The sequence below is a fragment of the Streptomyces sp. iso_384 genome, from assembly GCF_056172905.1.
On sequence record NZ_JBWBTT010000001.1, the window covers coordinates 6244968 to 6259717 of the forward strand.

Consider the following 14750-nt stretch of genomic DNA (forward strand, 5'->3'; position numbering starts at 1 on the left):
CCGTCCGCCCGTGGAGTCCGGCCCCTCGCCGCGCGCTCCACGGGCGGACCCGCGCTCAGGGGACGCCGGCCCGAGCGGGGCTGACATGGGCAAAGGTGTGACATAAGGGAAATACCTCGCACCTCTTGCTACGTTGCGGGGCATGACCGCAACGACGGCGGACGCTCCCCCGCCCGAGCTACGCCTGCCCAAGCGGCGCGGGGTGGAGCTCACCCTCCTCGTCGGGGGCGTCCTGATCTCCGTCCTCGGCTATGCGGTGGTCGGCCTCGCCCACGACGGCGCCGTGCCCCCCGATGTCGCCGGGTACGGCGCCGGGCTCGGCGCGCTCGCGCTGCTCGCCCATGTCGCGGTCCGCTTCCGGGCCCCGTACGCCGATCCGCTGCTGCTGCCGATCGCGGTCCTGCTCAACGGTCTCGGCCTGGTGCTGATCTACCGGCTCGATCTGGAGACCCCGAGGGACCAGGCCGCGCCCACCCAGCTCGTCTGGTCCACGCTCGGCGTCGCGCTGTTCACCGTCGTGGTGGTGCTGCTGCGCGACCACCGGGTGCTCCAGCGGTACGCGTATCTCTCGGTGGCCTCCGCGCTCGCGCTGCTGATCGTGCCGATCTTCTTCCCGGCCGTGAACGGGGCGAAGATCTGGATCCGGATCGGCGGACTCTCCTTCCAGCCGGGCGAGTTCGCCAAGATCCTGCTCGCGGTGTTCTTCGCCGCCTATCTGGCGGCCAACCGCAACGCGCTGGCCTACACCGGCCGCAGGGTGTGGAAGCTGCAACTGCCCGCCGGGCGGGTGCTCGGACCGATCGTGGCGATCTGGCTGCTGAGCGTCGGTGTGCTGGTGCTGGAGCGCGATCTCGGCACCTCGCTGCTGTTCTTCGGACTCTTCGTCATCATGCTGTACGTGGCGACGGGCCGGACCGGCTGGATCGCGGTCGGTCTGCTGCTGGCCGCCGTCGGGGCGTTCGTCGTGGGCTCCTTCGAACCGCATGTCCACGGCCGGGTGCAGGACTGGCTGGATCCGTTCGCCTCGATCGACGCGGGCCGGGGGCCCGGCCAGCTCGCCCAGTCGCTGTTCGCCTTCGCGGCGGGCGGGATGCTCGGGACCGGGCTCGGCTCCGGCCACTCCGTCCTGATCGGCTTCGCCGCCAAGTCCGACTTCATCCTGGCGACCGCGGGCGAGGAGCTGGGGCTGAGCGGGCTCACCGCGATCTTCCTGCTCTACGCGCTGCTCGTGGCGCGCGGCTACCGGGCCGGGCTCGTCCTGCGCGACCCGTTCGGACGGCTGCTCGCCATCGGTCTGGCGTCGATCCTGGCGCTCCAGGTGTTCGTCATCGCGGGCGGGGTGATGGGGCTGATCCCGCTGACCGGGATGGCGATGCCGTTCCTGGCGCAGGGCGGCTCGTCCGTCGTCACCAACTGGATCATCGTGGCGCTGCTGATCCGGGTCAGCGACGTCTCCCGCAGACCGCACCCGGAGCAGGTGGAGACCGGGGTCATCGCGGCGGCCGTGGAGGAGGACCGGTGATCCGCTACATCCGGCGGGCCGCCGCCTTCTGTCTGCTGCTGCTCGTCGCGCTGCTCGTCAACGCGGCCCGCGTCCAGCTCTTCGAGGCCGACGAGCTGGACGCCAACCCGGCCAACCGCCGGAACTCCATCGCCCGTTACGACCAGCCGCGCGGCAACATCCTGGTCGGCGACCGGCCCGTGACCGGCAACAAGGAGACCCGCGAGCAGCTCAGCTTCGAGCGCACCTATCTGCACGGCCCGCTGTACGCCCCGGTGACCGGATACGCCTCGCAGACGTACGGCACCACACTCGTCGAGAACGCCGAGGACGCCGTCCTGTCCGGTACGGACTCGCTCCTGGCGCCGCTGCCCTTCTGGAACGAGTTCACCCGGGGCCGGCAGCCGGGCGGCGACGTCGTCACCACGATCAGGGCGTCCGTGCAGGAGGCCGCGTACGACGGGCTGCGCGGGCGGCGGGGTGCGGTGGCGGCCCTGGACCCGTCGACGGGCGCGATCCTGGCCCTGGTCTCGACCCCGTCGTACGACCCCGAGCGGCTGTCCGGGACCGGTGCGGCGGTGACCGAGGCATGGGCCCGGCTCAACGCGGCCAAGAGCCTGCCGATGCTCAACCGGGCCATCCGGCAGACCTATCCGCCGGGCTCCACCTTCAAGATCGTGACGGCGGCGGCCGCGCTGGACTCCCGGGCGGTGACGGACGCCGACGCGGCCACGGACACCCCGTCGCCGTACGTCCTGCCCGGTACGAGGACGACCCTGCCGAACGAGTCGAGCGGCTGCGAGAACGCCTCCCTGACGGATGCGATCCGGGTCTCCTGCAACACCGTGATGGCCCATCTGGGCGTGGAGGTCGGGCTGGACGGGATGGTGGACGCGGCGGAGCGGTTCGGCTTCAACGACGCCGGGCTGCGGATCCCGTCCGGGGTGGCGAAGAGCAACTTCGACACGGACATGAGCGAGGACCAGCTGGCCCTGTCCTCGATCGGGCAGTTCAACACGACGGCGACCCCGCTCCAGATGGCGATGGTCGCCTCGGCGGTCGCCAACGGCGGAGATCTGCGCCGCCCGCGTCTGGTGGACCGGGTGACGACGAACGACGGGGACACGGTCCGGCAGGAGGGCTCGCGCCCGTACGAGCGGGCGATGAACCCGTCGACGGCCGTGCAGCTCCAGCGGATGATGGTCGAGGTCGTGGAGAGCGGCACCGGGTCGAACGCGGCGATCGACGGGGTGAAGGTCGGCGGCAAGACCGGTACCGCCCAGCACGGCGTCGACAACTCCGGGCTGCCGTACGCCTGGTTCATCTCGTGGGCCCAGGCCCCCGACTCCGGCCGCCCGGCGGTCGCGGTGGCGGTGGTCGTGGAGGACGCCTCCGCCGACCGGGCCGACATCAGCGGCGGCGGCAGCGCGGCGCCGATCGCCCGGGCGGTGATGGAGGCGGCGCTGGAGGAGTGAACCCTGCCGGTGCGTCGGGGCAGCGGCAGACTGGTCCCGTGACACCGATACCGTCCGCCGTGGCGCGGACCCTGGAGCGGATCGACCGGCTGGACCCGGCGCTGCACGCGTTCATCGAGGTCTGGCCGGACGAGGCGCTCGCACGCGAACGGGAGGCCGTGGCACGGCGACTGCCGCTGGGCGGGCTGCCGTTCGCGGTGAAGGGCCCCGCCGGAATCCGGTCCTTCGCGGCCCGCCGGCTGATCGCGGCGGGCGGGGTCCCGGTCGGCGCGACCTCGGTGCCCGGGCCCGGCACCCACTGGCAGACCTGGGGGCAGGGCGCGCACGGCCGTACGGTCAACCCGTGGCGGGCGGACCGGACTCCGGGCGGCTCATCGGCCGGGTCGGCGGTCGCGGTGGCGGCGGGGATGGTGGAGCTGGCGACGGGCAGCGACGGGGCCGGGTCGGTCCGCATCCCGGCCGCCTGGTGCGGGGTGTTCGGGCTGAAGACGACGAACGGGCTGCTCCCCTCGCCCGACCGGTCCGGGCTGGCATCGGCCGGGGTGCTCGCCCGGTCGGCGGCTGCGGCGGAGCCGTATCTGCGCCGGGTGCTGGACGGGGACGAGCCGCCCACCGCCGCCCCTCCCCTGCCGATGCCTCTGCCTCTGCCTCTGCCTCTGCCTCTGCCCGCCGTGTACAGCGAGGACCTCGGATTCGCGGACGTGGACCCGGAGGTGGCCGCTGTCATCGGCAGGGCGGTGGACCGGCTGGTCGCGGCGGGGACCGTACGCCTGGTGGAGCGCGCCGCCGGGCTGCTCGACCCGGTGGGCGCCTGGACGGCGGTACGGGGCGGGGCGCCGGACGACCCGGAGGCGGTCCGGGTACGACGGACGAACGACGAGCGGCTGGCGGCGCTGCTCGCCGGCGGGACCCTGCTGCTGACCCCCGCCACACCGAACCGGCCGCACGGCCACGAGGGTCCGGGCTCCTTCTACTCCACGGCGCTCACCTGGGCGTTCAACCTGAGCGGGCATCCGGCGGCGAGCCTGCCCGCCGGATTCACCGGGGACGGCTGTCCGGTGGGGCTCCAGCTGGTGGCGGCGCACGGCGCGGACCTCCGGCTGCTCGCCGCGGCCCGCGCGGTGGAGGACGCCCTGCCCCCGGCCCGGAGACCGCCCGCGGCCGCGCGGTGACGACCCGGCCCCGGGCGCTCGGCCGCCCCGGACGAGGAACCCCGGTCAGCCGATCGGCTTGCGGGCTTCCTCACGCACCTTGGCCGTCTCCGCCGCCGCGCTCGCCAGGTCCACGGACTTGGCGTCCTTGAGCACGGTTTCCGGGCGGATCAGCGCGACCATCGCGGCGGTGTTGTCGTCGCCCCAGGCGCACATGGGAATGTTCACGGCGCCGCCGGCCTCCTTCGACTGCACGACCTGGCACTCGATCGTGATGTCGTACCCCTCGGGTCTGAACTCCTCGGGAGGCACGATGAGCTTCGCGCCGTCGGCCTCCGCCGCGCCCTTCATGATCTCGCCGCGCATGAAACCGGGGCTGGCCAGCCGCCCGTACATCCCCGAGAGCACCAGCGCGCCGCCCTTGGCCGAGGTGTAGTGCGCGACGACCGCCTCGGCGTTCCGGATGCTGGGGTCGGGGGTGTCCTCGATCTCCTTGCCCTCGGTCTCCGACAGGTCCTGGCCCAGGCCGAACTCGCCGTCCAGGAGCTTCTTCTGCACGGTGAGCTGGTACTCCGCCTTCGGGTACACCAGGTCGCTGCCCTTGTCGGCGAGCTGGGTGACGCCGTAGACGATGCCGCCCGCCGCCAGCACCGCGCCGACCGCGATCCCGACGATCAGCCCGGTCCGCCTGCGGCGCGGCGGCTGCGGGCCCGCCGGCGGCCAGCCGCCCATCGCCGGGCCGCCCCCGCCGGGTATGCCGGGCTGCCCCCAGCCACCCTGCTGGGGCGGGGGCGGGGGCTGCTGCGGGTAGCCGTACGGCTGTTGCTGCGGCACGGCCCCCGGGGCGACCGGCGGCGGGCCGTAGGGGTTCTGCGGGGGAGGCGGCCCGTAGGGGCCCTGCGGCGGGTGCGGCGGGGTGGTCATGGGCTCACGTTACGACACGTTTGCGAACGGAATTTCGGTCCGGCCGATATCGGTATCAGGTCGAGAGAATGCGGCCGGGGCAAGGGACTCCGCGCGCCCGGCTCACCTCCTTTCAGAGGCTCCCCCCTACAACTCACCCCAACAGCTCGCGTCCGCGCAGCCACTCCTCCGGCGCCCCGGCCGTCCCGGTCGCCGCCCCGACCACGCCGCCGGTGATGGCGCACGTGGTGTCGACGTCGCCGAGGCCCGCCGCGGTCGCCCAGAGCGCCGCTTCCAGGTCGTCCCCGTGACGGGCAGCGCTCCACAGCGCGAAGGGCACGGTGTCGTCGGCCCGTATGCGCTGCCCGTTGCCGAGGAGGTCCGCGGCCGGCCACGGTCCGGTGCTGACCGCCTGGCCCGTCCTCGTACATCCCTTGTCGGCCCCACCCGCCGCAACGCCCCTCAGGCGGCGTCGGCGGCCCCCTCGTCGATCGCGTCCGCGACCTCCGCCACCCGGGCCCGCTCCTCGGCTGCGAAGCGTTCGCGGTCCAGTTCCTCGGCTATCTCCTCGTCCTGCGACATCAGCAGGTCGAGGTTGGAGTCGCCGAGTTCGAGGACGCCCATGTCGACGTACGCCTTCTGGAGCCGCGGGCCCCACAGGCCGATGTCCTTGACGCACGGGACGATCCGGCTGAAGAGCAGCTTGCGGAAGAGCTGGAGGTACTCCGAGTGTTCGGAGAGGTCCTTCGCCTCCTGCTTGCCGATGCCGAAGTTCTCCAGGACCTCGACGCCGCTGAGCCGGTCGCGCATCAGGTAGCAGCCCTCGATGACGAACTCCTCGCGCTCGCGGAGTTCGGCGCCGCTCAGCTGTTTGTAGTAGTCGCGCAGCGCCATCCGGCCGAACGCGACGTGCCGGGCCTCGTCCTGCATGACGTACGCGAGGATCTGCTTGGGCAGCGGCTTGGTCGTGGTGTCGCGGATCATCCCGAAGGCGGCCAGCGCCAGGCCCTCGATGAGGACCTGCATGCCGAGGTAGGGCATGTCCCAGCGGGAGTCGCGCAGGGTGTCGCCCAGCAGCCCCTGGAGGTTGTCGTTGACCGGGTAGAGCATGCCGATCTTCTCGTGCAGGAACCGGCCGTAGATCTCCGCGTGCCGGGCCTCGTCCATGGTCTGGGTGGCGGAGTAGAACTTGGCGTCCAGGTCGGGGACGGACTCCACGATGCGCGCCGCGCACACCATCGCCCCCTGCTCGCCGTGCAGGAACTGGCTGAACTGCCAGGAGGTGTAGTGCTTGCGCAGCTCGCCCCGGTCCTTCTCGGTCATCTTCGCCCAGTGCGGGGTGCCGTACAGCGTGAGCGCCTCGTCGGGGGTGCCGAGCGGGTCGGCGGGGTCGACCTCCAGGGACCAGTCGATGCGCTTGTTGCCGTCCCACTGCTTGTCCTTGCCCTTCTGGTAGAGGGCGAGGAGGCGCTCGCGGCCGTCGTCGTAGTCCCAGCTGAACCGGGCGGCTCCAGTGGCGGGGACCTGCCAGACCGGTTCGGCGGGCGGGGTGGTGTAGAGGTCATGAGTGGACACGGACGGCTCCTTCGCCTCGGACAGCGGGACGTGATCGACAAGTTCCGTGACGCCGAAGGCAGTTGAGCGCGTGCGTCAGCCGCCTCCCCGGCAGGTTCACACGTTGGTAGACAGCGGGTCAACAAGTCGTACGGAGTCGTACGGAGTCGCGCGCAAGGGATTGACGGCCTTGCTGACAGGCAGTCTCATAAGGGGTGACCGCCGGTAACCCCCGTTCCCGGTAACCCCTGTGTGAGGTGCTCCCGCCATGACGACCGTCACCGCTCGCGATGTGACCGTGCTCCGCGACGCGCTCGGGCCGCTCCGCGACCGCGAGCAGATCGCCCTGCGGCTGCTCGAATCCTCGGCCAAGCACTCCTTCGACCCCGACACCGAACTCGACTGGGACGCGGCCGTCGAGGAGGGCAGGTGGTTCTGGCCGCCGGAGCTGCTCTCGCTGTACGACACCCCGATGTGGCACCGGATGTCGGAGGAACAGCGCCTGGACCTCTCCCGGCACGAAGGCGCGGCGCTCGCCTCGCTCGGCATCTGGTTCGAGATCATCCTGATGCAGCTGCTGGTCCGGCACATCTACGACAAGCCGGTGACCAGCAACCACGTCCGCTACGCGCTCACCGAGATAGCCGACGAGTGCCGGCACTCGATGATGTTCGGCCGCATGATCGACTGGGGCGGCGCCCCGACGTATCCGGTGCCGCGCGTCTACCACAACCTCGCGCGCGTCCTGAAGACCGTCTCCACCACCCCCGGTTCGTTCGCCGCGACCCTGCTGGGCGAGGAGATCCTCGACTGGATGCAGCGGCTGACGTTCCCGGACGAGCGGGTGCAGACGCTGGTGCGCGGCGTGACCCGGATCCATGTGATCGAGGAGGCCCGGCACGTCCGGTACGCCCGCGAGGAGCTGCGCCGCCAGATGGTGACCGCCCCGCGCTGGGAGCGCGAACTCACCAAGGTCAGCTGCGGCGAGGCGGCCCGGGTCTTCTCCGTCTGCTTCGTGAACCCGCAGGTGTACGAGAACGTCGGCCTGGACCGCCGCGAGGCCGTCGCCCAGGTGAAGGCCAGCGGGCACCGCGCCGAGGTCATGCAGACCGGCGCGAAACGGCTCACCGACTTCTTCGACGACATCGGGCTGCTGAACGGCGTCGGCCGCCGGCTGTGGCGAAGCTCCGGCCTGCTGGCCTGAGGTGTACCGGCCGACCCCGGCAGGGCCTGTCGTAGGCTCGGTGGCATGACGTCCACCGCCGCAGTCCCGCCGCCCCGGGCGACGTACCGCAGGCTCAGCGTGGAGGAGCGCCGCTCCCAGCTGCTCCTCGCCGCGCTCGGCCTGTTCGCCCACCGGGCGCCCGACGAGGTCTCGCTCGACGAGGTGGCGGTGGCGGCCGGGGTGTCCCGGCCGCTCGTCTACCGCTACTTCCCCGGCGGGCGGCAGCAGTTGTACGAGGCCGCGCTCGGCTCGGCGGCCGACGAGCTGACGCTGTGCTTCACCGAACCGCCGGCCGGCCCGCCCACCGAGCGGGTCGCCCGGGTCCTGGACCGCTATCTGCGCTTCGTCGACGAGCACGACACCGGGTTCAGCGCCCTGCTGCGCGGCGGCAGCGTCGTGGAGACCTCCCGTACGACGACGATCGTGGACGGGGTGCGCCGGGCGGCGGCCGACGAGATCCTGCGCCATCTCGGGCGGATCGGCGGGGCCGGGGAGCAGCCCGCCGGGCCGAGGCTGCGGATGATGGTGCGCAGTTGGATCGCGGCCGTCGAGGCGGCCTCGCTGATCTGGCTCGACGACGGGAAGCGGCCGGACGCGGCCGAGCTGCGCGGCTGGCTCGTCGACCACCTGATCGCCCTGCTCACCGCGACCGCCGCCACCGACCCGGAGACCGCGGTGGTGGTGAACGAGCTGCTGGCCCTGGAGCGGCCCGGCGGCCCGGCGGGACAGCTGGCGGAACGGGTGATTCCGGTCGTCGCGGAGGCGGCGCACCTGCTGCCCCCGGCCGCTGCGTCAGACTGACCCGGTGAAGAGCGAGAACACCCCTTTCCGCGGCGGCCCCCTGGACGGCCGGGTCCTGCCGATCCTGCTAGGCCCGACCGGCCACCCGCCGAAGTGGTACGAGGTCCCGGTGCCCTCCCCCGACGGCGGCCCCGCCACCGTGTACGCGTACCAGCGCGTCCCCGCCGGCTACACCAAGCGGCTCGGGCTCCAGCGCGGCTGGGTGTACGAGTACGCCCCCGGCGGCCGCGAGCACCGCACGCTCAAGTGGCCCTGGTCCAAGCCGCCGAGCCGCGACTGAACCCCGGCGGGCGGCTCTCGCGTACGGCACGGGCCGGTCGGTCTAAGATCGACGGTCAGGTGCCGAGCGCCGGGTCACTCGGCTGCCGGAGGACGGTCACAAGGGGGGTGCGCCATGGAGGCGCTGCGTCAGGACGATCCACGCCGCTTCGGCCGCTTCACCGCGCTGGCCCGCTTCCACGAAGGCGCGAGCGCCGTACGGTACGTGGCCCGGGACACCGCCACCGGCGAGGTGGCCCTCGTCACCGCCGCGCGCCCCGAACTGGCCGCCGTACCGGTCTTCAGCCGCCGCTTCCGGGCCGAGGCGCGCACCGCCGAGCGCCTCGCGGGCGGCTGGGTGAGCCCGCCCGTCGACACCGGCGAGGAGCCGGAGGCCCCTGCGGACGGGCCGGAACCGCTGTGGACGGCGGCGGGTTACGTGCCCGCGCTGCCGCTGGCCGAGGCGATCGGGATCGCCGGTCCGCTGCCCGAGCGGGCCCTGCGGATACTGGGCGCGGGCATCGCCGAGATCCTCTCCCGGGTGCACGCCTCCGGCTCGGCGCTCCAGGGGCTGGCCCCCGGCACGGTGCTGCTGGCCGCCGACGGGCCCCGCCTCACCGCCTTCGGCCCGCTGGGCGCCGCCGCCTCGGCGGAGGTGGGTCCGGGCGGCCAGCTCTCGGTACGGCTCGGCTACCTGACGCCCGAGCAGATCGAGGGCAAGGAGGTCTCCGCCGCCTCCGACCTGTTCGTGCTGGGGCTGCTGCTGGCGTACGCGGCGACCGGGACGACCCCGTTCACGGAGGGCCCGGCCGAGGAGGCCGCCCGCCGGATCGCCGAGGACGAGCCCGAACTCGACGCCGTACCGGACCCGTTGCGCGAGCTGATCGCGAGCTGCCTGGCGAAGGACCCGGCCGAGCGGCCCGCCGCCGGCACGGTGGCCGCCGAACTGGCCCTGGAGGGCGCGGCGGGCCTCGCCCGGGGCGGCTGGCTCCCCGAACGGCTCGCGGCGGCGGTCACGGACCAGGAGGCGCGGGTCCTGGCCCTGGAGCCACCGGAGGAGGACACGGAGCCGGAGGCCGAGTCGGCGTCCGGGGCCGAGGACTCCGGGCCGGAGGAGGCCCCGGAGCCCGAGGACGCCCGGCCCGAGGGCCCGCGTACGGACGACGCCCGGCCCGAGGGCCCGCGTACGGACGACGCCCGGCCCGAGGACCCGCGCGCGGTCCCGGAGCCGCAGGACGCCCGGCCGCTGCCCGTCCCACCGGCGGACGCGTCGCAGACGGACGCGTCACCGGCCGACGCACCACCGGCGGATGCCTCGCCGGCCGATGCCTCGCCGGTGAACGCCCCCGCGTCGCAAGCACCCACCGCCGCTTCCGCTTCCGCTTCCGCGAGCGACGGGGGCATCGGTGAGGACCGGGGCACCACGCGGTTCCTCAACACCGGGCCGCGACCGCCGCGGAACGACCGCCCCACGACCCAGCTCGCACTCCCCCACGAACTCACCGCACCCCCGGGCGCCGCCCTCGTCCCGGCGGCCCACCCGATGGCGCCCGCACTGCCCGCCGCCCCCGGCACCCCGCAACAACCTCAGCAGCCGCAGCAGAGGCCGAGCCACACGCAGGGCGGGCCCGCCCCGTACCCCGCCGCCGCGCTGCCGGCCGGACCGGCGGGGCCCGGTGGGCCCGGCGGCGGCCCGATGGTGTCGTTGCCGCTGCCTCCCGCGCCCGCACCGGCGCCCGACCCCGGCGCGAGCCGCCGGACACTGCTGACCATCGCGGCGGCGGCCGTCGGCGGGCTGGTCGTGGGCGGCGGTTCGGTCGCCGCGCTCGGCTCCGGGGACACGGCGGCGGCGACCGACGACAAGCCCGCGCCGAAGCCCCGCCGTACGCTCCCGGGACAGGCCCCCGAGCCGCGCTGGATCTACGCGCACCCGGCCTCCGAGTCGTCCCCGCTCACCACCGCCGTATGGCAGGACAAGCTCCTGGTGGTGACCAGCGAGAGCCAGGCCAGCGCCGTGGACCTGCGCACCGGCAAGCGGCTGTGGCAGCGCGCGGACGGGGCGAAGGGGCAGGCCGCGCTGGCGGCGGGCGACGATCTGGTCTTCGTGGCGAGCCCCACGGAGTTCCTGTGGCTGTCGCCGAAGAACGGCAAGGTCGTGCACCGCGTGCGCTACACCGAAGCCTTCGCCGACCTGCCGGGCCTCACCGTCGGGCGGCTGGCCGGGAGTTCCGGGCCGGTCATCTGGTTCACCGGATCGCACACCGTCACCGTGAAGGCCCCGAAGCCGAAGAAGGGCAAGAAGAAGGAGAAGGACAAGGAAGTCGTCCAGGCCCACTTCTTCGCGTACGACATCGTGCAGCGCAAGGAGTTGTGGCGGACCGCCGTGCCCGCGGGCCGCTCCCCGGGCACCCCCGCCTACCGGGTGGTCGCGGAGCGCTCCGCCGACGTTCTCGTACGGCAGGACGCGGTCACCCTGACGGCGGCCGAGGTCAAGGCGGCCAAGGGCAAGGGCTCGGTCCGCTCGTTCGACCAGAGGACCGGCAAGCTGCTGTGGACCAAGAAGTACGGCGCGGCCTCCCTGGAGGCCGCCACCACGGGCGACGAGGACGGGACGCTGTACGCGGCGGTCGGCCAGGATCTCCAGGCCTTCGAGACGGACACGACGAAGCCGCTGTGGCGTGTCGAGGGCAGTGACGGCTCCTGGTTCGGCACCCCGCTGATCGCCGGGCCCCTGATCCACACCACCGAACGCAGCCGGCTGGTCGGCGCGGTGGAGCGGGAGAGCGGCCGGCTCGTGTGGCGTCGCTCCACCGAGGTGCCGGGCATCGGCAACGCCCCCTCGCTCACCCTGAGCAGCAGCGAGAAGACCCTGATCGCCGCCGACGCCATCCAGGTCACGGTGTTCTCGGCGGCCGACGGCGAGCGGCTGTGGAAGTTCCAGGACATCGGGTCGGCCGACCCGAAGGGGGCGACGGTGAGCGCGCCGTACCGGGCGCTCGCCTCCGGCGAGACCGTCGTCGTCCAGCGGGACAGGTCCTTCTACGCCTTCCCGGTGGCTTAGGCGGACCGACGCCCTTGCGTCGTCACCACCGCCGTCCGGGGGAACCCCCGGACGGCACGCCGCACGGTGCTTGCGTCACCCGACATCGAGTGACCGGATTATCGGATTCGCCCATTTATGGACGAGCCCGGTGCCGGGCTTCGTCTCCGTCACGGAGGTGATGTCGTGTCAGGCAGACTCCTGCGCGCGGCCTGCGCGACCGTGCTGACCACGGCGCTCACGGTCTCGCCCGCCACCGTCGCACGGGCCGAGCCCGGCCCCGTACCCTCCCGGGAATCCGACGAGGCAGACGCCCCGGACGCATCGGACACTCCGGAGGAGACCGACGGGACCGACGGGCCCGGCGAGACCGGCGAGACCGACGGGACCGACGGGACCGACGCGCCGGAGGTCGATGCCGAGACCGCCCTCGGCGCACCCGAGGCGCCCAGGAGCGTCGTCGCCCTGCTGCGCGAGCTGCAGACCCGCTACCGGGCGGCGGAGGAGGCGGCCGAGAACTACAACGCCACCGCCGAGAAGCTGAAGCGACGGACCGCGCAGGTGAAGAAGGTGAACGCGGACCTGGCGAAGGCCCGGGCCGCGCTGGAGCTCAGCCGCGGGGACGCCGGGCGGCTGGCCCGGGAGCAGTACCAGGGGCGTACCGATTTCTCCGCCTACCTCCAACTGCTGCTGGCCCGCGACCCGTTGCGGGCCCTGGACCAGAGCCATGTCGTGGGGCGGCTGGCCGCGAACCGCGCGGCGACGGTGGACCGGATGACCGACGCCGCCCGGCGGGCCGACACCCTGGCCGCCGCCTCCCGCAAGGCGCTGGACGAGCAGAAGAAGCTGGCCGGCCGGCAGAAGAAGCAGCGCGACACCGTACGCGGCAGGCTCAAGGAGGTCGAGGGGCTGCTGGCCACGCTCTCCGAGGAGCAGATCGCCCAGCTCGCCGGCCTCGAACAGCAGGGCGTGGACAAGGCCCAGCGCGAACTGGTCGCCTCCGGGGCGCTCAGCTCCACCCGGCCGCCGACCCGGCAGGGCGGCGACGCCGTCGCGTACGCGGTCCGGCAGATCGGCAAGCCGTACGTATGGGGCGCCGAGGGCCCCGGTTCCTTCGACTGCTCCGGGCTCACCTCCCAGGCCTGGGAGGCGGCGGGGCGGGCGATCCCGCGCACCTCGCAGGAGCAGTGGAAGCAGCTCCCGAAGGTGCCGGTCTCCGCGCTGCGCCCCGGTGACCTGGTGATCTACTTCCCGAAGGCGACCCATGTGGCGCTGTACATCGGCAACGGCCTGGTGGTGCAGGCGCCCCGCCCCGGCACCAAGGTCAAGGTCTCGCCCCTGGCGTCGAACCCGCTGCTGGGAGCCGTCCGCCCCGACCCCGGCGGCGCCCCACTGTCCACGTACACGCTCCCGGAACTCCCCGAGGGCGCACGCGACGGCGCGGACACCGGGTACAGCACGGACGCGGCACCACCGGACGCCTCCTGAACGGCACGGACAAGCGGCCGAAGGGCCGAGGAGCCAAGAAGCACGGGCAGAACTCGGCGGCCGGACCGACGGTGCTGGTCCGGCCGCCGGAGCGGGTGATCGGGGCGCTCAGGCCCCGGTGAGCGAGGCCAGGTAGGCGTTGGTCTTCTCGGGCTCGTAGAAGAAGTTCTCGAAGTCCGCCGGGTCGTTGAACCCGTTGGCGAAGCGGTCGGCGGCGGGCTGGAGCCCGCCGGCGGCGCCGATCAGGTTCAGCACGTGCTCCGGCGGGACGCCGAGCATCGCGTTGGTCCACTTCGTGACGTGCTGCGCGGTCTCCCAGTAGCGGTCGAACGTGGACTGCATCCACGCCGCGTCGAACTCCTTCCCACCGTGCTCGATGATCGAGTCCAGGTAGGAGTTGGCGCACTTGGAGGCCGAGTTGGAGCCCTGGCCGGTGATCGGGTCGTTGGCCACGACGACGTCCGCGACGCCGAGGACCAGGCCGCCGCCGGGCAGCCGGCCGATCGGCTTGCGGACCGTGGGGGCGTAGCGGCCGGCGAGGGTGCCGTTGGCGTCGGTCAGCTCGACCCTGGTGGCGCGGGCGTACTCCCACGGCGTGAACTTCTCCATCAGCTCCAGCGTCTTCGCCAGGTGCTCGGAGGGGTCCTTGATGCCCTGGAAGGCGTCGAGCGGTCCGCCCGGGACGCCCTCCCAGAAGAGGATGTCGGCACGGCCGGAGGTGGTGAGCGTCGGCATCACGAACAGCTCGCCGACGCCCGGCACCAGGTTGCACCGGACCGCGTCGAACTCCGGGTGCTCCGGACGCGGGCCCATGCCGTGGACGTAGGCGACGGCCAGCGCGCGCTGCGGGGCGTCGAACGGGGAACGGGCCGCGTCCCGGCCGAACATGGAGACCAGCTCGCCCTTGCCGGCCGAGACCATCACCAGGTCGTAGGTGCGGGAGAAGTAGTCCAGGTCGGAGACGGCGGCGCCGTGGATGACGAGCTGCCCGCCGCGCTGGGCGAAGGTCTCCATCCAGCCGGCCATCTTCACGCGCTGGTCGACGGACTGGGCGTAGCCGTCGAGCTTGCCGACCCAGTCGACGGCGCGGGAGGAGTCGGGGGCGGCGACGGAGACGCCGAGGCCCTCGATCTCCGGGGCCTGGGACTCCCAGAAGTTCAGCTGGTAGTCCCGCTCGTGCTGGAGCGCGGTGTGGAACATGCACTGCGTGGACATGACCCGCCCGGTGCGGATCTCGTCGGCGGTGCGGTTGGACATCAGGGTGACTTCGTAGCCTCTGGACTGCAGCCCCAGGGCCAGCTGGAGCCCGGACTGACCGGCTCCGACTATGAGTATCTTCCGCATCGCGGCTCTC

11 protein-coding genes and 1 pseudogene are annotated in these 14750 nt (G+C 73.1%); 8 read left to right on the forward strand and 4 right to left on the reverse strand.

The features are described 5' to 3' along the window. The first annotated feature begins 142 nt into the window (after nucleotides 1–142). The 3 genes from AC0VY3_RS27880 to AC0VY3_RS27890 are packed head-to-tail and all read left to right on the forward strand — an operon-like array spanning nucleotide 143 to nucleotide 4148. Entirely contained in the window at nucleotides 143–1522 is a 1380-nt protein-coding gene (locus tag AC0VY3_RS27880; RefSeq protein WP_103507475.1) for an FtsW/RodA/SpoVE family cell cycle protein, read from the forward strand. Further along, nucleotides 1519–2976, forward strand: coding sequence for a peptidoglycan D,D-transpeptidase FtsI family protein (locus tag AC0VY3_RS27885; protein WP_475550874.1), 1458 nt, complete (start codon nucleotides 1519–1521; stop codon nucleotides 2974–2976). The genes AC0VY3_RS27880 and AC0VY3_RS27885 overlap by 4 nt, the downstream gene beginning before the upstream one ends. Nucleotides 2977–3014: 38 nt before the next feature. Then, nucleotides 3015–4148 carry an amidase family protein gene (locus tag AC0VY3_RS27890; protein WP_475550875.1) on the forward strand — a complete coding sequence of 378 codons (1134 nt, stop codon included), beginning with the start codon at nucleotides 3015–3017 and terminating at the stop codon, nucleotides 4146–4148. A gap of 45 nt (nucleotides 4149–4193) precedes the next feature. Here the strand turns inward: AC0VY3_RS27890 and AC0VY3_RS27895 are convergent, their stop codons facing one another. From AC0VY3_RS27895 to AC0VY3_RS27905, 3 genes and pseudogenes are all read right to left on the reverse strand, one after another. Further along, entirely contained in the window at nucleotides 4194–5051 is an 858-nt protein-coding gene (locus AC0VY3_RS27895) for a hypothetical protein (RefSeq protein ID WP_475550876.1), read from the reverse strand. Between the two features lie 133 nt (nucleotides 5052–5184). Continuing rightward, nucleotides 5185–5436, reverse strand: a pseudogene (locus AC0VY3_RS27900) (ADP-ribosylglycohydrolase family protein); the annotation flags it as partial. A gap of 56 nt (nucleotides 5437–5492) precedes the next feature. Then, complete coding sequence (locus AC0VY3_RS27905; RefSeq protein WP_103507974.1) at nucleotides 5493–6605, reverse strand: ferritin-like domain-containing protein; 1113 nt, start codon at nucleotides 6603–6605, stop codon at nucleotides 5493–5495. 247 nt (nucleotides 6606–6852) lie between these two features. On the opposite strand from AC0VY3_RS27905, the gene AC0VY3_RS27910 reads away from it, so the two are divergent. The 5 genes from AC0VY3_RS27910 to AC0VY3_RS27930 all read left to right on the forward strand — a co-directional run bounded on the left by AC0VY3_RS27910 (nucleotide 6853) and on the right by AC0VY3_RS27930 (nucleotide 13396). Beyond that, on the forward strand, nucleotides 6853–7788 hold the full coding sequence (locus tag AC0VY3_RS27910; RefSeq protein WP_103507975.1) for an AurF N-oxygenase family protein: 936 nt from the start codon (nucleotides 6853–6855) through the stop codon (nucleotides 7786–7788). Nucleotides 7789–7833: 45 nt separating this feature from the next. Next, nucleotides 7834–8610, forward strand: coding sequence for a TetR/AcrR family transcriptional regulator (locus AC0VY3_RS27915; protein WP_103507976.1), 777 nt, complete (start codon nucleotides 7834–7836; stop codon nucleotides 8608–8610). 4 nt (nucleotides 8611–8614) lie between these two features. Then, on the forward strand, nucleotides 8615–8890 hold the full coding sequence (locus AC0VY3_RS27920; protein WP_086779598.1) for a hypothetical protein: 276 nt from the start codon (nucleotides 8615–8617) through the stop codon (nucleotides 8888–8890). A 114-nt stretch (nucleotides 8891–9004) separates the two neighbouring features. Continuing rightward, complete coding sequence (locus AC0VY3_RS27925; protein WP_475550877.1) at nucleotides 9005–11929, forward strand: outer membrane protein assembly factor BamB family protein; 2925 nt, start codon at nucleotides 9005–9007, stop codon at nucleotides 11927–11929. Nucleotides 11930–12094: 165 nt separating this feature from the next. Continuing rightward, complete coding sequence (locus AC0VY3_RS27930) at nucleotides 12095–13396, forward strand: C40 family peptidase (RefSeq protein WP_475550878.1); 1302 nt, start codon at nucleotides 12095–12097, stop codon at nucleotides 13394–13396. Nucleotides 13397–13504: 108 nt separating this feature from the next. On the opposite strand, the gene AC0VY3_RS27935 is transcribed toward AC0VY3_RS27930, so the two are convergent. Then, nucleotides 13505–14740, reverse strand: coding sequence for a styrene monooxygenase/indole monooxygenase family protein (locus AC0VY3_RS27935; protein WP_475550879.1), 1236 nt, complete (start codon nucleotides 14738–14740; stop codon nucleotides 13505–13507). Nucleotides 14741–14750: the final 10 nt, after the last annotated feature.

Bases quoted from the DNA above. Each gene is read 5' to 3' on its own strand.
- AC0VY3_RS27880 (WP_103507475.1), top strand. From the start codon at position 143: ATGACCGCAACGACGGCGGACGCTCCCCCGCCCGAGCTACGCCTGCCC.
- AC0VY3_RS27910 (WP_103507975.1), top strand. From the start codon at position 6,853: ATGACGACCGTCACCGCTCGCGATGTGACCGTGCTCCGCGACGCGCTC.
- AC0VY3_RS27915 (WP_103507976.1), top strand. From the start codon at position 7,834: ATGACGTCCACCGCCGCAGTCCCGCCGCCCCGGGCGACGTACCGCAGG.
- AC0VY3_RS27895 (WP_475550876.1), bottom strand. From the start codon at position 5,051: ATGACCACCCCGCCGCACCCGCCGCAGGGCCCCTACGGGCCGCCTCCC.
- AC0VY3_RS27925 (WP_475550877.1), top strand. From the start codon at position 9,005: ATGGAGGCGCTGCGTCAGGACGATCCACGCCGCTTCGGCCGCTTCACC.
- AC0VY3_RS27935 (WP_475550879.1), bottom strand. From the start codon at position 14,740: ATGCGGAAGATACTCATAGTCGGAGCCGGTCAGTCCGGGCTCCAGCTG.